We start from the raw sequence: 23,906 nt of genomic DNA, 5'->3' as shown, positions 1-23,906 counted from the left end.
CGACACCCGCAGCAGTCTCCCGCAACCTCAACCGCACCTGAGCTTCAGCGGCAATGGCGCGCACTACTGCATCGGGGCCAACCTGGCCCGCCTGGAGATCAAGTTGATCTTTCGACGAAACTCGCCGCACAGCTGCCCGACATCACCAAGCCGGCCGAACCGCAGCGGCTCCGGTCGGGCTGGGATGCGCAGACCGGGCGGGTGGCAGGCGTGGGGCGGATGTGAGTGCGGCACAGGGAAATACGTGGGACCTCAGCGGGCCGCCCGGTCGGCCGGGCGTGGTAGGCGATGGGCCGGGCGGGAATTGCTCGTGACGCGAATAAAGGGTGACTCGGGGCGTCCTAGACGGGCGGGTAGGCCTGCGGCGGGTAGCCGTTGCCGTCCTCAACGCCGCGCAGACCCCAGGTGAGGTATCGCATAAAGAATTCGATCTCGTCGCTGCCGTCGTAGTCCGGACTCGGATCCATCGCCCCACCTCTGTACTTGCGACCGGTCAGTCATCAGAGTCAATTAAATGAAGTCTAGTCGCATCTACGCCGGTGCGACAGAGACCCGAAACCGACCGAGCCCTTAAAATGTCGAACCAGTTGATTGGTATTTTGCCTACACCGGGGAAGGCCGTTGCGCCCCTCCGGCCCCGCTGGTAGCGACGATAGTTGAGTACACCATGTCATCCGACAGCATTACCCGCAACGGGTTGACGCGCCGCGAGGAGCTGCTGGCCGTTGCCACCAAGCTGTTCGCCGCCCGTGGCTACCACGGCACCCGGATGGATGACGTCGCCGACGTCATCGGCTTGAACAAGGCGACGGTTTACCACTACTACGCCAGCAAGTCACTAATCCTGTTCGACATCTACCGGCAGGCCGCCGAGGGCACCCTGGCCGCGGTCCACGACGACCCGTCCTGGACGGCCCGCGAGGCGCTCTACCAGTACACGATCCGGCTGCTCACCGGCATCGCGAGCGACCCGGAGCGGGCCGCCGTGTACTTCCAGGAGCAGCCCTACATCACCGAATGGTTCACCAGCGAACAGGTCGCCGAGGTGCGCGAGAAGGAAGCCCAAGTCTACCAGCACGTGCACGGGCTGATCGACCGCGGCATCGCAAGCGGCGAGTTCTACCAGTGCGACTCGCACGTGGTGGCGCTGGGCTACATCGGCGTGACGCTGGGCAGCTACCGCTGGCTGCGGCCCAGCGGCCGCCGCGCGGCCAAGGAAATCGCGGCCGAGTTCAGCACCGCGCTGCTGCGCGGCCTGATCCGGGACGAAAAGATCCGCACCGAGTCCCCGCTGGGGCCCTGACGCCGTAACGCCGTAACGCCCGCGCGGCGTTTTGACGTTTTGAGTAGTACTACTCAGGGACAACGCGTAGTCCTGCGCGGGTGTCCCGGCTGCTGGTCAACAAGGCTTTTCGCCATGACCACTGCACTGGGAATCCCGAGCCCGGCCGCCGTCGAAGTCATCCGGATCGTCTTGCTGGTCGGCGTCGTGGCGGGCAACACCGTGATGGCGATCAGCATCATCTTTGCCCACGTCCTCATCTGGGACAACCTGCTCACCACCTCGTCGGTATTTCAGGCGTTGACGTGGATCTTCCAGATCATGCCGCTGTTCTTCTTCGCCGGTGCCGCGGCCTGCCTGTCCTCCTGGCGGCCCGGCACCTACTGGGGCGGCTGGCTGATGAAACGCACCCGGCTGTTCCGTCCCCGTGTTCTACTACCTCGGGTTCTGGGCAGTCGCACTGACCGCGCTGTATTGGCTTCTGCCCCAACACATCTACGATCCGGTGGCCGGTGTCAGCATCCAGCTGCTGTGGTTTTGGGGGCCTACGTGCTGGCCATTGTGGCGGCACCCGCGATCACCCCGCTGGGCACGGCGGCCGCACGTCTGGTGGTGGACCGCGCTCGGCAACTCCGGGGCGATGACCCTCTACCTGTAGCACATGCCGGTGCTGCTGGGGCTGCACCTGTTCTTCGACTACGTCGTGCACCCGCGCTACCGGGCCGGCTGGATTTCCTGCCGTCAGTGTCATGCAAGTGCTTCTGATGGTCGACGAGATGGCGGTGCTGTTCCTGGTGCTGCGGCCGCTGGAGAACAACGCGCTGCCCAGCTGGGACGGCGCCGCGGCCCGCACCTCGCTCGGTCGGGACGTGGCGCTGGGCTGTCCCTGTGTGTCGCCGGGGTGGCGACCCTGGCCGTGATCAAGTGGGGCCCTGAAGGGTGACGGCCTGACCTGTGTCGCGACGATGCTCGCCGCGCTGGTGCTGGCCGGGTCGAGCCGGGAGGCGGCGTGAAATCCCCGCTGTGAACCCTGCCCGCCACCGCCACCGCGCTGCTGAGCGTTCTGGGTTCCGCGGTTCACGGCTGGGGCTTTCTGGCCAGCGACCTCCAGGTGGCGAGACTGGCAGACAGCCTGGGGCTGCCTGACGCCGTTGCTGATGGTGGGGCCGTTTGGCTTCGGTCTGCTCGCGGTGGGGGTGCTCGAAGCGGCCGCGGCGGCGGGGATGTGTGTCGGTGCGATCATACTGCTGCTGCGCCGCCGCACCGGAATCTGGGTCACGCTGGTGGCCTGCGCGCCCGCGCTGCTGGCCCGCCTGCTACTGGTGACCGGGATCGTCCCCGCCCTGCTCGTGTTTGGCAGACGATGGCCGGGCTGCCCACCGTGCCATTCGTGTGGACCATGTTCTTGTCCGCCCTCGGCGCGGCGATGGCGACCGCGGCGAGAGCGATTTCAGGGTGTCTCGCCCGGGGTGCGCTAGGGCTCGCCGTCCAGGCCGTGCTCGATGGCGTACCGGGCCAACACCACCCGATTGGCGACCTGCAACTTACGAAACATCGCCTGAATGTGATTTTCCACGGTGCGGTGGCTCAACGAAAGCCACTCGGCAATCTGCTTGGCGGACAACCCTTTCGCTGCGTGACGCAGCACCTCGGTCTCCCGCTCGGTCAGGCCGGTTCGGAATCCTTGTTCTGGGCGATGCGGCGATATTCGCCGAGCACCAGCGCCGCCAGGCTCGGGGTGAACACGGCGCGCCCGGCCGCGGTGGCCGCCACCGCCTCGTCCATCTCGGCCTGCGAGGCGCTCTTGACCAGGTATCCGGTCGCCCCGGCCTTGACCGCTTCCGGGGGCCTGCCCGGCCGCCGGCCCACCTATGCTGGGCGCGATGACCCGCACCGATCCCGATGCGGCTGCGCCGCTGTGGCGCGCGGCGCAGGTGTTCCGCGCCCGCGGGATGGGCGCCGAGCACGCGCGGCTACTCGCGACCGAGGGCGCCAATGTGGTGATCGGCGACATCCTCGACGACGAGGGCAAGGCGGTGGCCGACGAGATCGGCGACGCGGTCCGCTACGTGCACCTCGACGTCGCCCAGCCCGATCAGTGGGATGTCGCCGTGGCGACCGCGATCGGCGAATTCGGCAAGCTCGACGTTTTGGTCAACAATGCCGGGACCGTCGCGCTCGGGCCGCTCAAGAGCTTCGATCTGGCCAAGTGGCAGAAGGTGATCGACGTCAACCTGACCGGGACATTTCTGGGCATGAGAGTGGCCGTCGACCCGATGATCGCCGCCGGCGGCAGCTCGATCATCGACGTGTCCTCGATCGAGGGCCTGCGCGGCGTGCCCATGGTGCACCCGTACGTCGCATCCAAGTGGGGCGTGCGCGGACTGGCGAAGTCCGCCGCACTGGAGCTGGCTCGGCACAACATCCGGGTCAACTCGGTACACCCCGGCTTCATTCGCACCCCGATTACCAAGCACCTGCCCGACGACATGATGACCGTCCCGCTGGGCCGGCCGGCCGAGTCGCGGGAGGTGTCGACGTTCATCCTGTTCTTGGCCAGTGACGAGTCGTCCTACGCCACCGGCAGCGAGTTCGTGATGGACGGCGGCCTGGTCACCGACGTGCCGCACAAGGATCTATTATAGGGATCTCTTCGAGTCCTCGCCCTAATCCTGGCCGAACACCACTTTCTGTTCGACACTGTCCCGGCCGAGCCGAATATGGTTGGCGGGGAAGTCCGGATCCGGGGCCGCACAGGATCGTGAATTCGCCGGGGATGCTCAACTGTTCGCGTAGGACCTTCAGGATAGCCCGCGATCGTAACCCGCACACAGCTGCCCAGCTCGCGTGCGGTCAGCGCCAGCACCAGTGTCTGCAGGAACAACTCCCAGGTCCGTAACACCACAGCCCGCCGGGTCTCCTAGTCGTCGCGGGAAATGCCCATCGAGCCGTAGACCACCTTGCCGGTGTCGCTGCGGTAGTGGGCGAAGGCCTGCGGAAGCGGTGGGACCTGGGGCGGTCTGGCCCGGGCGGCGGTGAGCAACGCCGTCACCAGACGCCGTCGCGCCGCACCCGAGGCGAAGTACAGCCGCCAGGGTTGGGTGTTGGAGTTTGACGGCGCGCGAATGGCCAGCTCGAACGCCTCGCACAGCAGTTCTGAGGGGACTTCCCGATCGGGCAAAAACATCCGGATCGAACGGCGTTGGGTGATCGCGTTCTCGAGGTCGTGCATTCCACCCTCCCCGACTGCGGTGTCTCTGCAGTCGTGCAAGCCGTTGTACTGGGCGTGGATGTTGCTGCCCAGCAACGACTCTGGTGGGTCCGCGAATCGCTTGCTGAGGTGCTGGGCGTGTACGGGCCACCGCTGAAATTCGACGTGTCGTTGCCGCTGGCGACCATCCCCGCATTCGCCGCGCAAGCCGTCGCGCTGATCGGCGAGCGGGTCGCCGACGCCGTGCCGGTGCTGTTCGGCCATGTTGGTGAGGGGCAATCTGCATCTCAACGTGCTGCGCGTCCCGTTGGAACAGGAGAAGGACCTGTACGCGCCCATGATGGACCTGATCGCGCAATGCGACGGCAACGTCAGCTCCGAACACGGGGTGGGAACCCGCAAGCGGGACTACCTCGAAATGTCGAAGGATACAACGGATACCGCCGCTATGCGATCGGTCAAGGCGGCGCTGGACCCCACAGGCTACCTGAACGCGGCGGTGCTGTTCGGCTAGCCCTTTCGGCCGCCGCGAAACTGTATTCCACGACGGTGCTACTCGAGAAACGCGTAGCGAAATACAGTTTCGCGGCAGAGTGTGTTCAGCCGCTGTGCCTGCCTTCGTGCTGATTGTGCAGCCCTACCAAGGCCGCCGCCACCGAACCCGCCGGCCGGGCCTCCCGCAGGGGCTTTGCCGCCGGTGGGGCCGGCAACCGTTCCGCCCGGCGGGGTCACGGTAATGGTCCCGCCACCCGGTGGGCCGATAACCGTCCCGCCAGCGGTGCTACCACCGGCCTCCGTTCCTTCACCGCTGTCCGGCTTATCGGACCCTGCCGTTGCCGGCGGGTCTGGCAGTTTCGCCGCAGTCGATGCCGGAGCGGCTGGGTCCGTCGAGGGCGGTGGCGGAGGTGGAAACCAAAACCAGTTCGGTATGTCCCACAACGGATCATCCAGGTACCACGGCCAGATGGGCCAGATCACCGGGAAATTCTGGAACTGCTGTAGGCAGAATGCCTGAGCCTCCGGGCTGTTGTCGCCGATCAGGTTAGGGCCGATGCATTCCGGTGGCGGTGGCGCTGGTTTCCGTGTCTGCCAGATAGATCGACTGCGCCTGCCGCCCCAGCGTACCAAGTTGTGCGCCTTCGTATGCGGCAAATATCGCCGCCGCTGCGGCGCCGATCAGAACTGTTGACCTCAGTCGGGATTGCCATCCGATCCGACTGCGGATTGTGACTGGCCGAGCGGGGTCTTCCGCCGAGGCCTGCGTTCTCCTCGCTATGGTTCGGTCCTATCTGCGCCTGTGATCCAGGCTGCGTATGTAATCGACAAAACAATATTATGTAGTACAACAAAACAATATGTAGTACCCAAAGTGTGGTGAACACCCGTCGCATCGGGTCGCCGCAACAACTAGTCGACAGGTGCCTTGATCCCGACCGCGTGGCGCAGCTGTGCCAGGAACTGCTCGGCGTCGTCGCTCCGAACGATGTAGTGCGAGATGGCTAATTCGAATCACCGTCGCCGCCTTCACCGCGGCGTTGGGCTCCGGCAGATGCCGTTGCAGCCCGTCCCGCATCTGCGGGATCACGTGGGGCCGCGGCACCGCGTTCGAATTGCTGGCCGAGGCAGACGTTTTCGTGACCAACCTTCGTCCCGGGGCGTTGCACCGGCTCGGGTTGGACTTCGAATCGGTGTCCGCGCACAACCCCAGCCTGGTCTACGGCCTGATCACCGGGTATGGCGAGACCGGCCCCCGACGCCGAGCGCGCCGCCTACGATGTCGCCGCGTTCTGGTCGCGGGTCGGGCTGGCTCACCTAACTCACCGGGCCCGGCCAGACGCCGCCGTTCCAGCGCGGCGGGATGGGCGACCACTCCGCCGGGATGACGCTGGCCGCGGCGATCTGCGCGGCGCTGCTCGCCCGCCAACGCACCGGGACGAGACATCTGGTGACCACCTCCCTGTACCGACAGGGCGCCTACACCGTGAGCTTCGACCTGAACACCTATCTGCTGACCGGCCAGCCCATCGCGGTCGGGCAACTCGAAACGGTGGGCAATCGGTGCATGAACAACTACGCCGCGGGTGACGGCCGCGCGTTTCTGGATCGTCGGTCTGGAAGACGACCGGCACGGGCCGCCGTTGTGCCGCGTCGTCGGTCGGCCCGACCGTATCGACGACCCACGGTTCAGCGACGCGCGCGACCGGTTTGAGAACGGCCCCGAGTTGGACGCGATCTTCGCGACTCGCACCCTGGACGAATGGACTGAGGTCTTCGCGGCGGAACCGGATTTCTTCTGGTCGCTGATCAACTCGCTGGAAGACGTGGTGGCCGACGAGCAGTTCTACGCCGCGGGCGGCATCGTCAACGTGCCCGACGGCGACGTGGCGATCGCCACCCCGGCGAATTTCCACGGCACGCAGTGGACACCCTGTTCGGTGGCCTCGGAGTTGGGCCAGCACACCGAGGAAATCCTGGCCGAACTCAAGGTTCGCCGCGGGTCTTGACCACCCCGCAGGATCTTCACAAAAATACGCTCGAAGTGTCACGCAGTCACGAAGCGGCCGCCGGAAAATGGGCGGCGTATCTGTCCGAGGTCGGCGCCTCGGGCGAGGGCCGGATCATGTACCCTGGATCCAGCCAAGACACTAGCCCAGCTCCGCGAGGCCAACTTCACTGCGCCACTGGTGATTTAGAAATCATGCAGACCAAGCCGGGCCGCCAAGACGACTACATCCGCGAACTGGAGCGGCTCTACGTACCGTGGTCGGAGCGCACCGGGAAACGCTGGCTCGCGTTCGTTCATCACTACCTTCCGCTACAACGAGGTGATCCACTACTGGGCATTGGACGGCGGCTGGGATTGCTTTGCCAACCACTACTCCTCCTGGAAGGAGAGCCCACCGGCCGAGATCGTCACATGGATGAGTGTGGCGCCGGCCCCGGCCCGCCGATTCCGCCCGCGCCCGCGCAGCTCACCAGCACCGACTTTCCGGTCCTGTGGCCGGTCGGCACCCGTTGGGCCGACAACGACATGTTCGGCCATCTCAACAACGCGGTGTACTACCAGCTACCAGCTGTTCGACACCGCCATCAACGCGTGGATCACCCTGGGCACCGGGTTCGACCCGACTACAATGCCGGCCCTGGGTGTGGTCGCCGAGTCCGGCTGCCGTTACTTCTGCGAACTGCGGTTTCCGCAAGGACTCGAGGTCGGTCTGGCCGTGACGCGGCTCGGCCGCAGTAGCGCACCTATCGGCTCAGCGTGTTCGCCTCCCAGGCGGAGTCGGGGGACAGCACTCCCAGTGCCCCAGGGCGGCCGATCACCGCGCTCGGGCATTGGGTGCACGTCTACATCGACCGGACCAGCCGGAAACCGGTCCCCGATACCTGACCCGATCCGGTCGTTGCTGGCGACGGCCACTGTCGACGCTGGGCCTTTCGCGTCTGTCGATATGCTTCGCACATGCCCGTTTTGAGTAAGACCGTGGAGGTCGACGCGGACGCTGGCGCGGTCATGGCCATCGTCGCCGATTTCGAGCGGTACCCGGAGTGGAGTGACGGTGTCACCGGCTGCTGGGTGCTCGCGCGTTACGACGACGGCCGGCCCAGCCAGTTGCGCCTGGACGCCGCCTACCAAGGATTCGAAGGTGTCTACGTCCAGGCCGTCTACTACCCGGGCCCGAACCAGATCCAGACCGTCATGCAGCAGGGCAAGCTGTTCAAGAAGCAGGAGCAGCTGTTCAGCGTCGTCGAACTCGGCGCCTCCAGCCTGCTGACCGTCGACATCGACGTCGAACCGTCGATGCCCGTGCCCGCGCCCCTGGTCAAGCAGATGCTGAACAACGTGCTCGACCACCTCGCGGACAACCTCAAGCAGCGCGCCGAACAGCTGGCCGCCAGCTAGGGGCTCGTCCGTCAGCCGAAAATCCCGGCCCCGTCCAGCATTTCGGTGAGCCACCGGGCTGCATCGGTGAACTGCCACACCGTGTGTTCGACCACCGCCGGCGTGTCCCGGCGGCGCAGCGCGGCGATCAGCTGCGGTGATTGTCGACCGCGGCAACACCCCACTGCGGATCGCCTGCATACACCACACCGGCATGTACCGCGCCGTGTTGAGCAGGAACTTCGCCAGCTTGATACGCCCGCTGGCCTGATTGAAGACCCGGTGGAAGGAGAACTCGAGGCCCACGATCGTCTCGGGATCGCCGGTCCTGACGGGCCGTCGCCAGCGACTCGTTGATGCGTTCCAGCTCGTCGATCTCGGCCTCGGCGATGTGGACGGTGGCCGCCTGCGCGAGTTCCCGGGCGATGGTCGCCTGCAGCCAGAAGATGTCCTCGATGTCCTGGCGGGTTAACGGCAGCACCACATGGCCGCGGTGCGGCTCCAGCTGCACCATGCCCTCGCCGCGCAGCTTGAGTAGGGCTTCCCGCACCGGCGTCACGCTGACCCCGAGCTCGGCCGCGGTCTCGTCCAGCCGGATGAAGGTGCCCGGGCGTAGCCGCCCCGACATGATCGCCGCCCCCAGATGGCCCGCGACCTCGTCCGACAGCTGTGCCCGGCGAGCTTCCGCCGCCGGCCAGGGGGTCGCGTAGGAAGAGGTGCGTTCACGGGGGTGGCCAGGGCTTTCACGGTAATGGATAGGTGAATTCCAGGGCGTTTTCAGGTTTTCCGGGTCTTGTCATCAGGACGGCAAAGCCATAGTGTGACCCACACAACACGATGTTTTATGAAATATCAAGCTGTCGTAAGCGGTGCGCGAGTGGAGGGAAGGTATTTAGTTGATCGCGCAACTTGCTAGTCAACAGGCTCACGTATCACAGGCGTTATACCCGACAGAGCACCCGTATCTGGCCTGGCGGCAGAACTGGGTCAATCAGCTCGAACGGCACGCACTGATGCAGCCAAACGCCGTCGCGCTGCGGTTCATTGACCGCACGCTCATTTGGGCCGACCTGCAACATCGCGTCAGTACGTTGGCCGGTGGCGCCACCGACGGCAACGTGCTTTGCTACGAGGACCTGATCAACGAGCCCGCCGGTGCCCGCGAACCGGGGCGACATCCTGAACGACTCGCCGGCCCTGATCATGTACACCTCCGGCACCACCGGGCGTCCCGAGGGCGCGGTGCTCACTCACACCAACCTGACCGGCCAGACGATGACCGGTCTGTACACCAACGGCGCCGACATCAACAACGACGTCGGCTTCATCGGTGTCCGGCTGTTCCACATCGCCGGCGTCAGCAACCTGCTCGGCGGCCTGCTGCTCGGCCTACCCACGGTGGTTTATCCGCTTGGAGCATTCGCGCCCGGGCAGCTTCTCGACGTGCTGGCGGCGGAAAAGGTCACCGGGATCTTTCTGGTGCCCACCCAATGGCAGGCGGTGTGCGCCGAACAGCAGGCCCGGCCCCCGGGATTTGAAGTTGCGTGTCATGTCGTGGGGCGCCGCCCCCGCGCCGGACGCACTGCTGCGGGAGATGTCTGGCCACCTTCCCCGGGACGCAGATCCTGGCGGCGTTCGGGCAGACCGAAATGTCGCCGGTCACCTGCATGCTGCTGGGCGAGGACGCGATCCGGAAGCGCGGATCGGTCGGCAAGGTGATCCTGACGGTCTCGGCCCGGGTGGTCGACGAAAACATGAACGACGTGCCAATTGGCGAGGTCGGCGAAATCGTCTATCGCGCAACGACGTTGATGAGCGACTACTGGAACAACCCGGAGGCCACGGCGGAGGCGTTCGCGGGCGGCTGGTTCCACCCCGGGGATCTCATCCGGATGGACGAGGACGGCTACGTCTGGGGGGTGGACCGCAAGACCGCAAGAAGGACATGATCGTCTCCGGCGGCGAGAACATCTACTGCGCCGAGGTGGAGAACGTGCTCGCCAGTCATCCCAGTATCGTCAAGGTCGCGGTCATCGGTCGTGCCCACGAGAAGTGGGGCGAGGTCCCGATCGCGGCCGCGGCCGTCAACACCGACGGGCTGCGCCTGGACGACCTGGACGGGTTTCTCAACGAACGACTTGCGCGCTACAAGCACCCCCAAGGCGCTCGAGATCGTCGACGTGTTGCCCCGTAACCCCGCTGGCAAAGTGCTAAAAACCGAGCTGAGGGTTCGCTACGGGAACACGGCCGGCACTCAAAGCAAGGCTACTGCAAGGGATTTAACGACGGGAGAGGGAAGCTGATCGATACTGTAACGTTTGCCCGCCGTTGACGAAGGGTTAATTGTGCAGATGCGGTTCACACCTGCTTGGCCATCGGGTACATTCCTGTGGTCTCCGTTACTACCCGCCAGTAGAGAGTCGGAGGTCACACAGATGAATCGAGGGCAAGGCGGGATTGTTTCCGGCCTCCTGACGGCGAGGGGGCGAGGCGTGCGACACGATCCGCGCAGCCGGATGGCGCGCGGCTCCGCTGTGAGGGGGCACCGGTGACGTCGACCCCTACCTCGACTCCTCCGTGGACCCCTACCAATTCGCGCGGGCCGTACCTGGTCGGCTATCTGCGCGATCAACTCGAGTCGCCGCTGACCCTGATCGGTGGCTTCTTCCGGATGTGCGTGCTGATCGGCCGGGCGCTGTTCCGGCGGCCCTTCCAGTGGCGCGAGTTCGTGCTGCAGTGCTGGTTCATGATGCGCGTCGCGTTCCTGCCGACCGTCTTCGTGTCGATCCCGCTGACGGTGCTGCTGATCTTCACCCTCAACGTGCTGTTGGCGCAGTTCGGTGCCGCGGACCTGTCTGGTGCGGGCGCGGCCATCGGTGCCGTCACCCAGCTCGGCCCGCTTACGACGGTGTTGGTGGTGGCCGGCGCCGGCTCCACCGCGATTTGCGCTGACCTGGGCGCGCGCACTATCCGCGAGGAAATCGACGCGATGGAAGTGCTTGGCATCGACCCGATTTACCGGCTGGTGGTCCCCCGGGTGATCGCCGCGACCCTGGTCGCCACGCTGCTCAACGGTCTGGTCATCACCGTCGGTCTGGTCGGCGGCTATCTGTTCGGCGTGTACCTGCAGAACGTGTCGGGCGGCGCCTACCTAGCGACGCTGACCACCATCACCGGGCTGCCCGAGGTCGTCATCGCGACCGTGAAAGCGGCGACCTTCGGCCTGATCGCCGGTCTGGTCGGCTGCTTCCGCGGCCTGACCGTGCGAGGCGGTTCCAAGGGCTTGGGCACCGCCGTCAACGAAACCGTCGTGCTCTGCGTCGTCGCGCTGTATGCGGTGAACGTGGTGCTGACCACCATCGGCGTGCGATTCGGGACGGGACGCTGACATGACGAACGTAGCGGTGTTACGGGCCCGGTTCCCCCGGGCGGCCGGGAACCTCAATCGTTACGGCGGTGCCGCCGGCCGGGGCCTTGACGACCTCGGCCAGATGGCGTGGTTCGGGCTGGTCTGCATCGGTCAGGTGCCGCACGCGTTGCGCAACTACCGCAAAGAGACGCTGCGGCTGATCGCCCAGATCGGCATGGGCACCGGCGCCATGGCGGTGGTCGGCGGGACGGTCGCGATCGTCGGTTTCGTAACGCTGTCCGGTAGCTCGCTGGTCGCGATTCAGGGCTTCGCGTCCCTGGGCAACATCGGTATCGAGGCGTTCACCGGCTTCTTCGCCGCGCTGATCAACGTGCGTATCGTCGCTCCCGTGGTCACCGGGATCGCGATAGCCGCCACGGTCGGTGCGGGCGCCACGGCCGAACTCGGGGCCATGCGCATCAGCGAGGAGATCGACGCCCTGGAAGTCATGGGCATCAAGTCGATCTCGTTCCTGGCGACCACCCGCTTCATGGCGGCCTTGGTCGTCATCATCCCGATCTACGCGCTGGCGATGATCATGTGCTTCCTGTCGCCGCAGATCACCACGACGGTGCTGTACGGACAGTCCAACGGCACCTACGACCACTACTTCCGAACGTTTCTGCGCCCGGACGACGTGTTCTGGTCGTTCGTGGAGGCCATCCTCATCACGGCAGTCGTGATGATCACCCACTGCTTCTACGGATACAATGCGGGCGGCGGACCCGTCGGCGTCGGCGAGGCGGTGGGTCGGTCGATGCGCTTTTCGCTGGTCTCGGTGCAGGTGGTCGTGTTGTCCGCCGCGTTGGCGCTCTACGGCGTCAACCCCAACTTCGCCCTAACGGTGTAGCGCCATGGCCCGGCCAGGAAAAGTCAACGCCTCGCGGACCCCGCCCTATAAGCTGGCGGGTATCGGCCTGCTGGTCATCGCCGCGGTCGCCCTAGTCCTGGTCTACGGACAATTCCGCGGCGACTTTACCCCCAAGACCAAGCTGACCATGCTGGCCTCGCGGGCCGGTCTGGTCATGGACCCGGGTTCCAATGTCACCTACAACGGCGTCGAGATCGGCCGGGTGGACACCATCACCGAGATCGTGCGCGACGGCAAGCCGGCCGTCAAGTTCACCCTGGACGTCTACCCGCGTTACCTCGCACTGATCCCGGCCAACGTGAATGCCGACATCAAGGCGACCACGGTGTTCGGTGGCAAGTACGTGTCGTTGACGACGCCGCCGAACCCGTCGCCGCAGAAGCTGTCCGCACACTCGGTGATCGACGCGCGGTCGGTGACGACAGAGTTCAACACGCTGTTCCAAACCATCACCTCGATCTCGGAGAAGGTGGATCCGGTCAAGCTGAACCTGACGCTGAGCGCGGCCGCCCAATCGCTGGCCGGCCTGGGTGACAAGTTCGGTCAGTCGATCCTCAACGGCAACGCCGTCCTCGACGACGTCAACCCGCAGATGCCGCAGATCCGCCACGACATCCAGCAGCTGGCCGAGCTCGGCGACACCTACGCCAACGCCGCACCCGATCTGTTCGACTTCCTTAACAACGCCGTCGTCACCTCCCGCACGATCAACCAGCAGCAGAAGGATCTGGATGAGGCGCTGTTGGCGGCGGCCGGCTTCGGCAACACCGGCGCGGAGATCTTCGAGAAGGGTGGCCCCTACCTGGCGCGCGGCGCGCCCGACCTGGTGCCGTCGGCGCAACTACTCGACACCTACAGCCCGGCGATCTACTGCACGCTGCGCAACTACCACGACATCGAACCCAAGGCCGCCTCGTTCCTGGCCGGCAACGGGTACTCGCTGAACACCCACACGGAGGCGTTGTCCGGTCTGGGGTTGCTAGCCAACCCCGTCTCGGCGGTGGCCACGATCGCCAGCCTGGTCGGCGGGCTGGCCGGCGTGGTCGGCGGCGCGCCCAACCCCTACATCTATCCCGAGAACCTGCCGCGCGTGAACGCCCGCGGTGGCCCGGGCGGTGCGCCAGGCTGCTGGCAGCACATCACGCGTGACCTCTGGCCCGCACCCGAGTTGGTGATGGACACCGGCAACAGCATTGCGCCGTACAACCACCTCGACACCGGTTCGCCCTACGCAATCGAATACGTGTGGGGCCGTCAGGTAGGAGATAACACGATCAACCCATGAAAATCACCGGCACGCTTATCCGTCTCAGCATCTTCTCGCTGGTGCTGCTGCTGTTCACTGCGATGATCGTCGTGGTATTCGGTCAGATGCGGTTCGATCGCACCAACGCGTACTCGGCTGAGTTCAGCAACATCAGTGGTTTACGGCAGGGCCAGTTCGTCCGCGCCTCCGGCGTGGAGATCGGCAAGGTCGATTCGGTAGAGCTGGTTGACGGCGGCAAGCGGGCCAGGGTGAAGTTCAACGTCGACCGGTCGATTCCGCTGTACCAGTCGACGACCGCGCAGATCCGTTACCTCGACCTGACCGGGAACCGGTACCTGGAGCTTGAGCGCGGCGAAGGTGAGGGCGCCGACAAGATCCTGCCCCCGGGTGGTTTCATCCCGGTGTCGCGCACCTCGCCTGCACTCGACCTGGACGCGCTGATCGGCGGGTTCAAGCCGCTGTTCAGGGCGCTGGACCCGGAGAAGGTCAACATCATTGCCACCGCGCTGGTCACCGTGTTCCAGGGCCAGGGCGGCACCATCAACGACATCCTCGACAACACCGCGCAGCTGACCACCCAGATCGGGGAGCGTGACCAGGCGATCGGCGAGGTGATCAAGAACCTCAACATCGTGTTGGACACCACGGTGCGGCACCGTCAGCAGTTCGACCAGATTGTGAACAACCTCGAGGTGCTTATCACCGGGCTCAAGGACCACAAGGACCAGCTGGCCGGCGGGACAGCGCACATCAGCAACGTCGCCGGGACGGTGGCCGACCTGCTCAGCGAGGACCACGCGTTGCTGCACAAGACGATCAACTACCTGGACGGCATTCAGCAGCCGCTGATCGATCAACAGGACCAACTGCACGACTACCTGAAGAAGGTGCCGACCGCGCTGAACATGATCGGGCGGGCCATCGGGTCCTACGGGGACTTCGTGAACTTCTACGCCTGCGACATCATGTTGAAGATCAACGGTCTGCAGGCCGGTGGCCCGGTCCGCACGGTCCGGCTCTTCCAGCAGCCGACGGGTAGGTGCACGCCGCAATGAGAACGCTGGAACCTCCTAACCGACTCCGGATCGGCCTGATGGGCATCGTGGTCACGATTCTCGTGATCGGCGTCGGCCAGAGCTTCACCAGTGTCCCGGTGCTCTTCGCCAAGCCCGCCTACTACGGGCAGTTCACCGATTCCGGCGGCATCAACACCGGCGACACGGTGCGCATCGCGGGCATGGGCGTCGGCCGGGTCGAGGGCCTCAAGATCGACGGTGACCACGTCGTCATGAAGTTCTCGATCGGTACCAACACGATCGGCACCGAAAGCCGGCTGGCCATCCGCACCGACACCATCCTCGGTAAGAAGGTGATGGAGATCGAGGCGCGCGGCTCCACACCGCTTCGCCCCGGGGCCACCCTGCCGATCGGCCAGAGCACGACGCCCTATCAGATCTACGACGCCTTCTTCGACGTCACCAAGGCCGCCTCGGGCTGGGACATCGACACGGTCAAAGAGTCGCTGCACGTGCTGTCGCAGACCATCGACCAGACCTACCCGCACCTGAGCGCCGCGCTGGACGGCGTCGCCAAGTTCTCCGACACGGTCGGCAAGCGGGACGCGGAGGTCAAGCATCTGCTCGCCCAGGCCAACCAGGTGGCAAGCGTCCTCGGCGACCGCAGCGACCAGGTGGACCGGCTGCTGGTCAACACCAAGACACTGCTGGCCGCCTTCAACGAACGCGGGCAGGCCATCAACGCGCTGCTGAGCAACGTCGCCGCGTTCTCCGAACAGGTGAAGGGCCTGATCAACGATAACCCGAACCTCAACCACGTGCTGGAGCAGCTGCGCGCGATCAGCCAGATCCTGGTGGAGCGCCGCAACGACGTCGCCGACGGGCTCACCGAGGTCGGCAGGTTCCTGCCGTCCCTGAACGAGGCCATCGCGTCGGGACCGTTCTTCAAGGTGGTGCTGCACAACCTGGCGCTATACCAGATCGTTCAGCCCTGGGTGGACGCGGCGTTTAAGAAGCGCGGCATCGACCCGGAGAACTTCTGGCGCAGCGCCGGTCTGCCGGAATACCGGTGGCCCGACCCGAACGGCACCCGGTTCCCCAACGGTGCGCCGCCGCCGGCACCGCCGATGCTGAAGGGCACGCCCGACCATCCCGGTCCGGCCATCCCGCCCGGCTCGCCGTGCTCGTACACGCCGGCCAACCCCGGTGGCAACATCACCGTCGGCGACGAGGGTCTGCCGCGGCCGTGGAACCCGTTGCCGTGCGCGGGCGCCAACGTCGGACCGTTCGGCGGGCCCGGGTTCCCGGCGCCGGTCGACGTCGCGACGTCGCCACCGAACCCCGACGGACTGCCGCCCACGCCGGGCATCCCGATCGCCGGGCGCCCGGGCAACCCGCCGCCGAACGTTCCGGGCACACCGGTGCCGCTGCCGGCGCAGGCGCCGCCGGGTGCGCGCACCGAGAATCTGGCGCCGGCCGGATCGACGCCGCCGCCGTCGACGTTCGCGCCGGGTCCGCCCGGGCCGGGGAACAAGTTGCCGGCGCCGTTCATCAACCCGGGCGGATCGGGTGGTAGTGGTGTCACGGGAGGTAGCCAGAATTGAGCACCATCTTTGACATCCGCAATGTGAGGCTACCCAAGTTCTCCCGGACGTCGGTGATCGTCGGATCGCTGATCGTGGTGGTGGCCCTGGTGGTCGGCTACGTCGGCTACAGGTTGTTCGAGAAGCTGACTAACAACACCGTGGTCGCCTACTTCCCCGCGACCAACGCGCTCTACAAGGGGGACAAGGTCCAGATCATGGGCCTGCGCGTCGGCGCGATCGACAGCATCGAGCCGGTCGGCGACAAGATGAAGGTGACGTTCCACTACGCGAACAAGTACAAGGTCCCGGCCAACGCGTCCGCGGTGATCCTCAACCCCACGCTAGTGGCGTCCCGCGCGATTCAGCTGGAGCCGCCCTACAAGGGTGGGCCGGTGCTGGGTGACAACGCCGTGATTCCCGAAGAGCGCACCCAGGTACCGGCGGAGTGGGACGAGCTGCGCAACAACATCACCAACATCATCTTTAAGCTCGGCCCCACCAAGGAGCAGCCGACGGGTCCGTTCGGTGAGGTCATCACGTCCTTCGCAGATGGTCTGGCCGGAAAGAGCAAGCAGATCAACAACGCGCTGAACAGGCTGTCGTCGGCATTGACTGCGCTCAACGAGGGCCGCGGTGATTTCTTCGCGGTGGTGCGCAGTTTGGCGTTGTTCGTCAACGCGCTGCATCAGGACGACGCGCAGTTCGTCGCGCTGAATCAGAACCTGGCTGACTTCACCGGCCGGCTCGCCTCGTCCGACGGCGACCTGTCGAACGCCATCCAGCAATTCGACAGTCTGCTGACCACGGTGCGCCCGTGGCTGGACAAGAACCACGAGGTGCTGGCCACCGACGTCAACAACCTGGCCACGGCGACGAACACGCTGCTGCAACCCGACTCCCTGAACGGGCTGGAAACGGCGCTGCACATCTTGCCGACAGCGGCCTCCAACCTCAACCAGATCTATCACCCTTCGCACGGGTCGCTGGTCGCCATTCCGGCGATCACGAACTTCGCCAACCCGATGCAGTTCATCTGCAGCGCGATCCAAGGCGGCAGCCGGCTCGGATATCAGGAATCGGCGGAGTTGTGTGCGGAGTATTTGGCGCCGATCCTCGACGCGATCAAGTTCAACTACCTGCCGTTCGGCCTGAACCTGTTCAGTACGGCCGAGACGCTGCCCAAGCAGATAGCGTACTCAGAGCCGCGGCTGCAGCCACCGCCCGGTTACAAGGACACGACGGTGCCGGGTATTTGGGTGCAGGACACGCCGTTGTCGCACCGCAACACGCAGCACGGCTGGGTCGTCGCGCAGGGCATGCAGGGGCAGCAAGTGGGGCCGATCACCGCGGGACTGATGACTCCGGAATCGCTGGCCGAGCTGATGGGTGGTCCCAACATCGAGCCCGTGGAATCGAACCTGCAGATCCCGCCGGGTCCGCCGAACGCGTACGACGAGAACCCGATCCTACCGCCCATCGGGCTGCGGTCTCCGACACCGGTCCAACCGCCGGCGCCGGGACCGGGGGTGCTGCCCGGTCCGGTCGCTCCGACCCCCGCGCCGGTCGCGGCCCCGGCGCCCAATGCCGGTGGACCGCCGCTGGCACCGGCTGACGCGGGGCTGGGCCAGTGAAGCGCGCGATGAGCGGCATGGCCGCACCGATCCGCCGCCGGGCCTGGCACGGCCTGGTCCTGTTGGTGATCGCGATGCTGCTGAGCTCCTGCGGGTGGCGAGGCATCTCGAACGTCGCGATTCCCGACGGGCCGGGCAGCGGCCCGGACTCGATGACGATTTATGTCCAGGTGCCCGACACCCTGGCCATCAACGGCAACAGCAAGGTGATGGTCGCAGACGTGTTCGTCGGTTCGATCAAGGCCATTCAGCTGAAGAACTGGGTGGCGACCTTGACGCTGGGCGTGAAGAAGAGCGTCAAGCTGCCGAAGAACGCCATCGCCAAGATCGGCCAGACCTCGCTGCTGGGGTCCCAGCACGTGGAGCTCGCTGCGCCGCCCAACCCGTCGCAGGACCTGCTGCGCAACGGCGACACGATTCCGCTGAAGAACTCGTCGGCGTTTCCTACCACCGAGCAGACGCTGGCCAGCCTGTCGCTGATCTTGCGTGGTGGCGGCATCCCCAACCTGGAAGTGCTGCAGAACGAGGTCTATAACATCTTCAACGGCCGGGGCGAACAGATCCGGTCCTTCTTCGGCAAGCTGGACACCTTCACCACCCAGCTCAACGAGCAGCGTGACGACATCACGCACGCGATCGACTCGACCAACCGACTGCTGACGTACGTGGGTGGCCGGGCGGACGTCCTGGACCGTGTGCTGACCGACATCCCGCCGCTGATCAAGCACTTCGCCGACACCAAGAATCTGCTGATCAATGCCGCCGACTCGGTGGGCCGGCTGAGGCAGGCCGCCGATCAGTACCTGTCGGAGGCCCGCGCGCCGTTGCACACCGATTTGCAGGCGCTGCAATGTCCGCTGAAGGAGCTGGTCCGCGCCTCGCCGTACTTGATCGGCGCGCTGAAGCTGATCCTGACGCAGCCGTTCGACATCGACACCGTCCCGAAGATGTTCCGCGGTGACTACGTCAACATCTCGCTGACGCTGGACGTGACCTACAGCTCCGTCGACAACGCGTTCCTCACCGGCACCGGATTGTCGGGCGCGCTGCGGGCACTCGAGCAGTCGTTCGGTCGCGACCCTGAGACGATGATCCCCGACGTCCGCTACACGTCGAACCCGAATGATGCGCCCGGCGGGCCGCTGGTGGAAAGGGGGGACCGGAATTGCTGACTCCGTTCATCCGACGCCAGCTGTGGTTGTTCCTTGTCCTGACGGTCGTCTCGGTGCTGATGCTGGGCATCTACTACCTGCAGGTGCCCAGCCTGATGGGGATCGGCCGGTACACGCTCAAGGCCGAGTTGCCGGCGTCGGGCGGGTTGTATCCGACCGCCAACGTGACCTATCGGGGCATCACGATCGGCAAGGTCACCTCCGTCGAGCCGACCACGCACGGCGCCGAGGCGACGATGAGCATCGACAGCCAGTACAAGATCCCGGTCGACGCGGTCGCCAACGTGCACTCCGTGTCGGCCGTCGGTGAGCAATACCTGGACCTCGTTTCGACCGAGAACCCCGGGAAGTACCTGGCCGACGGGCAGACCATCACCAAGGGCACGGTGCCCGCGGAGATCGGGCCGGCGCTGGATACCGCCAACCGGGGGCTTGCGGTGCTGCCCAAGAACAAGATCGCCACGCTGCTCGACGAGACCGCCGAGTCGGTGGGTGGGCTGGGCCCCGCGCTGCAGCGCCTGGTCGACTCCACGCAGGCGATCGTCGGTGATTTCCGGACGAACATCACCGACGTTAACGACATCATCCAGCACTCGGGCCCGGTCCTGGACAGTCAGATCAAGTCGAGCGACAACATCGAGCGCTGGGCGCGCAATCTGAACACGCTGGCGGCGCAGGCCGCGGCGCGGGACCAGAATGTGCGAAGCGTGCTGTCTCAGGCCGCCCCGACCGCCGATCAAGTCAGCGCGGTGTTCAGCGACGTGCGCGAGTCGCTGCCGCAGACCTTGGCGAACCTCGAGGTCGTGTTCGACCTGCTCAAGCGCTACCACAACGGCGTCGAGCAGGTGCTGGTCTTCCTGCCGCAGGGCGCGTCGATCGCGCAGACGGTGGCGGCACCGTTCCCGAACCAGGCCGCCCTGGACCTGGCGCTGTCGATCAACCAGCCGCCGCCGTGTCTGACCGGCTTCATCCCGGCACCGGAGTGGCGGTCGCCGGCCGACACCAGCCTGCAGCCGCTGCCGACCGGAACGTACTGCAAGATCCCGATGGACACGCCGGCTAACAGCGTGCGTGGGTCGCGGAACATTCCGTGCGTCGACGTGCCGGGGAAGCGGGCGGCGACGCCGCGGGAGTGCCGCGATCCCAGGCCGTACGTCCCCGCCGGAACCAACCCGTGGTTCGGCGACCCGAACCAGATCCTGACCTGCCCCGCACCGGGTGCACGCTGCGATCAATCGGTGCGGCCCGGCATGGTGATCCCGGCACCGTCGATCAACAACGGCATGAACCCGGCGCCGTCCGACCGGGTGGCCGGGACCCCGCCGCCGACCAGCGACCCGTTGACCCGGCCCGGCACGGGTAGCGTGCAATGCAACGGACAGCAACCCGACCCGTGTGTCTACACCCCTACCCCCGCCGGGCCTCCCTCGGCAGTCTACAGTCCCCAGAGCGGTGAACTGGTAGGCCCCGACGGGGTCAAATACTCCGTCGAGAACTCGACCAAAACAGGAGACGACGGATGGAAGGAGATGCTGGCGCCAGCCGGCTGAACCCACCACCAATGTCGATGCTTAGTCGTCTGCGTCGGAGACGGCTGAAGATTCGCGAGGAATCGGACAGCGTCGCCGACGAGAGTAACTCCCCGGTGACGGCCGAGGATTCGCCGGAATCCGAGCCCGCCGAAGAGCAAGCGGTTACCGAGGTTGCCGTCATCGACGACACGACCGACCAGACCGCAGTCGATGCCGAGGCGGAAGCCGGGCCCACCGACGAATCGGCCGACGCCGACGCCGAACAGGCCGGTGCCGACGACGAGGCGACCGCCCGTGGCCCGTCGCGGTTGAGCCGCGGCTTGTTGGCCGGCGTCGCCGCTCTCCTGGTCCTGCTGGCCGCGGCCGTCGGGACCGGTGGCTACTTCGCGTTGCGCTACCACCACCAGACCCAGGAGATCGCGCGCAACAACGCCGCGGCGCTTAAGGCGGCGATCGACTGCGTCGTGGCGACACAGGCGCCCGACACCAACGCGATGATAGCCAGCGAACAGAAGATCATCGACTGCGGCACGGATGCGTTCCGGGCCCAGGCCCTGCTGTACACCGGCATGCTGGTGCAGGCGTACAAATCGTCGAATGTCCACGTTCAGGTTTCGGACGTGCGCGCGGCCGTCGAGCGCAACAACAAGGACGGTTCGGTCGACGTGCTGGTGGCGATGCGCGTCAAGGTGGCCAACGACCAATCGGAGAACGAAACCGGCTACCGGCTCCGGGTGAAAATGGCGCTCGACGAAGGTCAATACCGGATCGCCAAGCTCGACCAGGTGACGAAGTGACGGTGGTGGTCGAGGAAACTCAGATCACGGCCAACCAAGGGTCATCACAGAATGCCTTGGCGCCCTGGCATATTCGCCTGTGCGCCTACGCTGTCGACGTGCTTCCGGCGGCCGCGGTGGCGACGACGATGGCTTTGGTGTCGTTCACGGTGCCGGCCTGCGGCGTGTGGTGGTGGGTGTGCATCTGCGTGTTGGGCCTGGCCGTCCTGGCGCTGTTGGTGAACCGCTTGCTGCTGTCGCCGACGATCGGCTGGAGCCTGGGCCGCGCCCTGTGCGGCGTCGTCGTGACCCGGCGCGACGCTGGCGGCATCGGCGCCTGGGGTCTGCTGCTCCGCGACCTGGCGCACCTGCTCGACACCGTCTCGGTGGTGGGATGGCTGTGGCCGCTGTGGGATTCGGGTCGTCGCACCTTCGCCGACATGCTGGTGCGCACCGAGGTGCGGTGCTCGGAACCGCCGCGACTCGATATCCGCCGGTGGACGACCATCGCGGTGCTCGCCGCCGCGGGGCTGTGCCTGGCAGGCGTGGTGATGAGCTACGCGGTGGTGTACTCCCGTGATCGGGCGACCGATCAGACCAAGGCACAGATCAGGATTCAGGGACCCAAGATCGTCGCGCAGATGCTGACCTACGATCCGAAGACGCTGCACGACGATTTCAGCCGGGCGCAGTCGCTGGCGACCGACAAGTACCGCGGCCAGCTCAAAACGCAGCAGGACATCGTCGAAAAGGGCAACCCAGTCATCAACGAATACTGGGTGACCGACAGTTCGGTCGAATCGGCGTCGCCGGATTGGGCGACGATGCTGTTGTTCATGCAGGGGCGCAGGGGCGCGGCGCCCGACGAGCGTTACATCACCGCGACCGTGCGGGTGAACTTCGCCAAGGACGGCAACGGTACCTGGCGCGTCGACGATCTCGCCGTGGTGACCAAACCGAAGCCGCCGGGGAACGGAAAATGAGTCCCCGCCGCAAGTTTGCGCCCGGCGAAGAGTCGCTGCTCATCGCGACCGAACCGGAGACGGCGCAGCGGCGGTGGGGTCTGCCGGTGGCCAGTGCGGTCGCCGGGGTGCTGATGGTAGTGGCGATCACGCTGACCACGCTGATGCTGATCTTTCATCAACTCCGGGAACAAGACGCGTCGAAGACTCGCGAGGTGCTCAACTACGTGACAGGCTTCATGACGCAATTCACCTCCATCGACCCCTACCACGCCAATGACTATGTCCTGCGGGTAATGGCAGAGGCGACAGGCGATTTCGCCAAGGAGTACCACGACAAGGCCAACGAGATCCTGCTGCAGGTCGCCCGGGCGGAACCGGCCAAAGGCACCATTCTCGGCGCGGCCGTGGAGCGGTGGAACGACGACGGCAGCGCGATCGTGATGGTGGCGACCGAGGTGACGTCCAAGTCGCCCGACCAAAAGCAGGTATTCGAGAACACCAACCGTTGGACGGCAACTGCTACGCGGGAAGGGAATCAGTGGAAGATAGGCAGCCTGCAGCAGGTGATCTGACCGTCGACAAGCCGGCCGAGTCTGCCGACACGGCCACCGATGCGGCCGCAGAGGACGAAACCAACTCGGCAGCAACAGAAGTCGATGCGGAATTAGTCGACGGTGACACGGCGTTGCAGCCGGATCCCGACGCCGAAGCGCAGGCGGAAGCCGCCGCTGAGACCAAGAAGAAGCGCCGACGGCGCCGACCGCTGTCCGGAAAGTGGGCGGCCGTCGCCGTGGTGGTGGCCACCGTGCTGTTCGTCGGCTCCGCGGCGTTCGCGGGTGCCACCATGCAGCCCTACCTGTCCGACTGCGCCGCGGCGGCGACCAAGCTGAAGGTCGCGCGCACCGCGGCCAATGCGATTACGACGCTTTGGACCTACACGCCGGAGAACATGGACAGCCTCGCCGACCGCGCCTCGAACTACCTCAGCGGTGATTTCGAGGCGCAGTACCGCAAATTCGTCGACGCCGTCGTCGCGCCGAACAAGCAAGCCAAGGTCACCAACAGCACCCAGGTGACCGGGGCCGCGGTCGAGTCTCTGGACGGCCAGAACGCGGTCGTGATCGTCTACACGAACACCACCTCCACCAGCCCGCTGACCAAGAACATCCCGGCGCTGAAGTACCTGTCCTACCGGTTGTTCATGAAACACGTGCATGGGCGTTGGCTGGTGACCCGGATGACGACGGTCACCTCGCTGGATCTGGCGCCGCATCCCTAGCCGGCGCGGCACCGAAATATACTGCC

Annotated in this window: 17 protein-coding genes and 11 pseudogenes; 23 read left to right on the top strand and 5 right to left on the bottom strand. The window is 65.8% G+C overall.

The genetic code is table 11. From position 1 onward, the window contains the following. Positions 1 to 16: 16 nt before the first annotated feature. Positions 17 to 225: pseudogene (locus tag FQ389_RS19855) on the top strand (hypothetical protein); the annotation flags it as partial. Positions 226 to 341: 116 nt separating this feature from the next. Here the strand turns inward: FQ389_RS19855 and FQ389_RS10715 are convergent. Further along, positions 342 to 467 (bottom strand): hypothetical protein, encoded by a 126-nt coding sequence (locus FQ389_RS10715; RefSeq protein WP_144207472.1) that lies wholly within the window; start codon positions 465 to 467, stop codon positions 342 to 344. Positions 468 to 667: 200 nt separating this feature from the next. Here FQ389_RS10715 and FQ389_RS10710 point away from each other — a divergent pair, with 200 nt between their 5' ends. The 3 genes and pseudogenes from FQ389_RS10710 to FQ389_RS10700 all read left to right on the top strand — a co-directional run bounded on the left by FQ389_RS10710 (position 668) and on the right by FQ389_RS10700 (position 2,760). Continuing rightward, the gene (locus FQ389_RS10710) at positions 668 to 1,303 is read left to right on the top strand and encodes a TetR/AcrR family transcriptional regulator (RefSeq protein ID WP_144207471.1); all 636 of its coding nucleotides are present in this window, start codon (positions 668 to 670) and stop codon (positions 1,301 to 1,303) included. A gap of 114 nt (positions 1,304 to 1,417) precedes the next feature. Then, positions 1,418 to 2,295 (top strand): annotated as a pseudogene (locus FQ389_RS10705) (hypothetical protein). 144 nt (positions 2,296 to 2,439) lie between these two features. Further along, positions 2,440 to 2,760, top strand: a complete 321-nt coding sequence (locus FQ389_RS10700) for a hypothetical protein (RefSeq protein ID WP_144207470.1) — start codon at positions 2,440 to 2,442, stop codon at positions 2,758 to 2,760. Here FQ389_RS10700 and FQ389_RS10695 read toward each other — a convergent pair. Then, positions 2,757 to 3,124 (bottom strand): annotated as a pseudogene (locus FQ389_RS10695) (response regulator transcription factor); the annotation flags it as partial. The gene FQ389_RS10700 and the pseudogene FQ389_RS10695 sit on opposite strands and share 4 nt — an antisense overlap. A 41-nt stretch (positions 3,125 to 3,165) precedes the next feature. Between FQ389_RS10695 and FQ389_RS10690 the strand changes: the two are divergent. Beyond that, positions 3,166 to 3,927 carry an SDR family oxidoreductase gene (locus FQ389_RS10690; RefSeq protein ID WP_186296359.1) on the top strand — a complete coding sequence of 254 codons (762 nt, stop codon included), beginning with the start codon at positions 3,166 to 3,168 and terminating at the stop codon, positions 3,925 to 3,927. A gap of 21 nt (positions 3,928 to 3,948) precedes the next feature. Here FQ389_RS10690 and FQ389_RS10685 read toward each other — a convergent pair. Beyond that, positions 3,949 to 4,469 (bottom strand): annotated as a pseudogene (locus tag FQ389_RS10685) (nitroreductase family protein). A gap of 60 nt (positions 4,470 to 4,529) precedes the next feature. Between FQ389_RS10685 and FQ389_RS10680 the strand changes: the two are divergent. Beyond that, a pseudogene (locus tag FQ389_RS10680) lies at positions 4,530 to 5,007 on the top strand (FAD-linked oxidase C-terminal domain-containing protein); the annotation flags it as partial. 893 nt (positions 5,008 to 5,900) lie between these two features. On the opposite strand, the pseudogene FQ389_RS10675 reads toward FQ389_RS10680, so the two are convergent. Continuing rightward, positions 5,901 to 6,078: pseudogene (locus FQ389_RS10675) on the bottom strand (TetR/AcrR family transcriptional regulator); the annotation flags it as partial. A 4-nt stretch (positions 6,079 to 6,082) separates the two neighbouring features. Between FQ389_RS10675 and FQ389_RS10670 the strand changes: the two are divergent. From FQ389_RS10670 to FQ389_RS10655, 4 genes and pseudogenes are all read left to right on the top strand, one after another. Next, positions 6,083 to 6,997, top strand: a pseudogene (locus FQ389_RS10670) (CoA transferase); the annotation flags it as partial. Positions 6,998 to 7,041: 44 nt separating this feature from the next. After that, positions 7,042 to 7,432 (top strand): annotated as a pseudogene (locus FQ389_RS10665) (NIPSNAP family protein); the annotation flags it as partial. Continuing rightward, a pseudogene (locus FQ389_RS10660) lies at positions 7,411 to 7,969 on the top strand (acyl-CoA thioesterase). The pseudogenes FQ389_RS10665 and FQ389_RS10660, both read left to right, overlap by 22 nt. Then, positions 7,957 to 8,397, top strand: coding sequence for an SRPBCC family protein (locus FQ389_RS10655; RefSeq protein WP_144207469.1), 441 nt, complete (start codon positions 7,957 to 7,959; stop codon positions 8,395 to 8,397). The pseudogene FQ389_RS10660 and the gene FQ389_RS10655 overlap by 13 nt, the downstream one beginning before the upstream one ends. An 11-nt stretch (positions 8,398 to 8,408) precedes the next feature. Here the strand turns inward: FQ389_RS10655 and FQ389_RS10650 are convergent. After that, positions 8,409 to 9,102: pseudogene (locus FQ389_RS10650) on the bottom strand (GntR family transcriptional regulator). 170 nt (positions 9,103 to 9,272) lie between these two features. Here FQ389_RS10650 and fadD5 point away from each other — a divergent pair. The 13 genes and pseudogenes from fadD5 to FQ389_RS10585 all read left to right on the top strand — a co-directional run bounded on the left by fadD5 (position 9,273) and on the right by FQ389_RS10585 (position 23,880). Further along, positions 9,273 to 10,679 (top strand): annotated as a pseudogene (gene fadD5 / locus FQ389_RS10645) (fatty-acid--CoA ligase FadD5). A 245-nt stretch (positions 10,680 to 10,924) separates the two neighbouring features. Further along, a complete protein-coding gene (locus FQ389_RS10640; protein WP_407662844.1) occupies positions 10,925 to 11,764 on the top strand; it encodes an MlaE family ABC transporter permease in 840 nt (279 codons plus the stop codon). A 1-nt stretch (position 11,765) separates the two neighbouring features. Beyond that, on the top strand, positions 11,766 to 12,635 hold the full coding sequence (locus FQ389_RS10635) for an ABC transporter permease (protein WP_144207466.1): 870 nt from the start codon (positions 11,766 to 11,768) through the stop codon (positions 12,633 to 12,635). A 4-nt stretch (positions 12,636 to 12,639) separates the two neighbouring features. After that, a complete protein-coding gene (locus FQ389_RS10630) occupies positions 12,640 to 13,941 on the top strand; it encodes an MCE family protein (RefSeq protein ID WP_144207462.1) in 1,302 nt (433 codons plus the stop codon). Then, positions 13,938 to 14,978, top strand: a complete 1,041-nt coding sequence (locus tag FQ389_RS10625) for a virulence factor Mce family protein (protein WP_144207459.1) — start codon at positions 13,938 to 13,940, stop codon at positions 14,976 to 14,978. Before FQ389_RS10630 ends, FQ389_RS10625 begins: the two co-directional genes overlap by 4 nt. Beyond that, positions 14,975 to 16,543, top strand: a complete 1,569-nt coding sequence (locus FQ389_RS10620; protein ID WP_144207456.1) for a virulence factor Mce family protein — start codon at positions 14,975 to 14,977, stop codon at positions 16,541 to 16,543. The genes FQ389_RS10625 and FQ389_RS10620 overlap by 4 nt, the downstream gene beginning before the upstream one ends. Further along, a complete protein-coding gene (locus FQ389_RS10615; RefSeq protein ID WP_144207453.1) occupies positions 16,540 to 18,156 on the top strand; it encodes a virulence factor Mce family protein in 1,617 nt (538 codons plus the stop codon). The genes FQ389_RS10620 and FQ389_RS10615 overlap by 4 nt, the downstream gene beginning before the upstream one ends. 8 nt (positions 18,157 to 18,164) lie before the next feature. Beyond that, on the top strand, positions 18,165 to 19,328 hold the full coding sequence (locus FQ389_RS10610; RefSeq protein WP_186296360.1) for a virulence factor Mce family protein: 1,164 nt from the start codon (positions 18,165 to 18,167) through the stop codon (positions 19,326 to 19,328). Next, complete coding sequence (locus FQ389_RS10605; RefSeq protein WP_144207447.1) at positions 19,322 to 20,878, top strand: virulence factor Mce family protein; 1,557 nt, start codon at positions 19,322 to 19,324, stop codon at positions 20,876 to 20,878. The genes FQ389_RS10610 and FQ389_RS10605 overlap by 7 nt, the downstream gene beginning before the upstream one ends. After that, the gene (locus FQ389_RS10600; RefSeq protein WP_144207444.1) at positions 20,848 to 21,657 is read left to right on the top strand and encodes an Mce protein; all 810 of its coding nucleotides are present in this window, start codon (positions 20,848 to 20,850) and stop codon (positions 21,655 to 21,657) included. Before FQ389_RS10605 ends, FQ389_RS10600 begins: the two co-directional genes overlap by 31 nt. Next, the gene (locus FQ389_RS10595; RefSeq protein ID WP_144207441.1) at positions 21,654 to 22,619 is read left to right on the top strand and encodes an RDD family protein; all 966 of its coding nucleotides are present in this window, start codon (positions 21,654 to 21,656) and stop codon (positions 22,617 to 22,619) included. The genes FQ389_RS10600 and FQ389_RS10595 overlap by 4 nt, the downstream gene beginning before the upstream one ends. Continuing rightward, entirely contained in the window at positions 22,616 to 23,173 is a 558-nt protein-coding gene (locus FQ389_RS10590) for a mammalian cell entry protein (RefSeq protein WP_186296358.1), read from the top strand. The genes FQ389_RS10595 and FQ389_RS10590 overlap by 4 nt, the downstream gene beginning before the upstream one ends. Beyond that, positions 23,140 to 23,880, top strand: coding sequence for a mammalian cell entry protein (locus FQ389_RS10585; protein WP_144207438.1), 741 nt, complete (start codon positions 23,140 to 23,142; stop codon positions 23,878 to 23,880). The genes FQ389_RS10590 and FQ389_RS10585 overlap by 34 nt, the downstream gene beginning before the upstream one ends. The last annotated feature ends 26 nt before the right edge of the window (positions 23,881 to 23,906 follow it).

Source organism: Mycobacterium tilburgii (genome assembly GCF_902168065.1).
GTDB classification, from domain to species: Bacteria; Actinomycetota; Actinomycetes; order Mycobacteriales; family Mycobacteriaceae; genus Mycobacterium; species Mycobacterium tilburgii.
The sequence above is the reverse complement of the archived record's forward strand: the minus strand, read 5'-3'. Positions and strand labels throughout refer to the sequence as shown.

What these genes read in the sequence shown, in the direction of transcription:
- FQ389_RS10715 (WP_144207472.1), bottom strand. Translation starts at nt 467, where the DNA reads ATGGATCCGAGTCCGGACTACGACGGCAGCGACGAGATCGAATTCTTT.
- FQ389_RS10710 (WP_144207471.1), top strand. Translation starts at nt 668, where the DNA reads ATGTCATCCGACAGCATTACCCGCAACGGGTTGACGCGCCGCGAGGAG.
- FQ389_RS10700 (WP_144207470.1), top strand. Translation starts at nt 2,440, where the DNA reads ATGGTGGGGCCGTTTGGCTTCGGTCTGCTCGCGGTGGGGGTGCTCGAA.
- FQ389_RS10690 (WP_186296359.1), top strand. Translation starts at nt 3,166, where the DNA reads ATGACCCGCACCGATCCCGATGCGGCTGCGCCGCTGTGGCGCGCGGCG.
- FQ389_RS10655 (WP_144207469.1), top strand. Translation starts at nt 7,957, where the DNA reads ATGCCCGTTTTGAGTAAGACCGTGGAGGTCGACGCGGACGCTGGCGCG.
- FQ389_RS10635 (WP_144207466.1), top strand. Translation starts at nt 11,766, where the DNA reads ATGACGAACGTAGCGGTGTTACGGGCCCGGTTCCCCCGGGCGGCCGGG.
- FQ389_RS10630 (WP_144207462.1), top strand. Translation starts at nt 12,640, where the DNA reads ATGGCCCGGCCAGGAAAAGTCAACGCCTCGCGGACCCCGCCCTATAAG.
- FQ389_RS10625 (WP_144207459.1), top strand. Translation starts at nt 13,938, where the DNA reads ATGAAAATCACCGGCACGCTTATCCGTCTCAGCATCTTCTCGCTGGTG.
- FQ389_RS10620 (WP_144207456.1), top strand. Translation starts at nt 14,975, where the DNA reads ATGAGAACGCTGGAACCTCCTAACCGACTCCGGATCGGCCTGATGGGC.
- FQ389_RS10610 (WP_186296360.1), top strand. Translation starts at nt 18,165, where the DNA reads ATGAGCGGCATGGCCGCACCGATCCGCCGCCGGGCCTGGCACGGCCTG.
- FQ389_RS10600 (WP_144207444.1), top strand. Translation starts at nt 20,848, where the DNA reads ATGGAAGGAGATGCTGGCGCCAGCCGGCTGAACCCACCACCAATGTCG.
- FQ389_RS10590 (WP_186296358.1), top strand. Translation starts at nt 22,616, where the DNA reads ATGAGTCCCCGCCGCAAGTTTGCGCCCGGCGAAGAGTCGCTGCTCATC.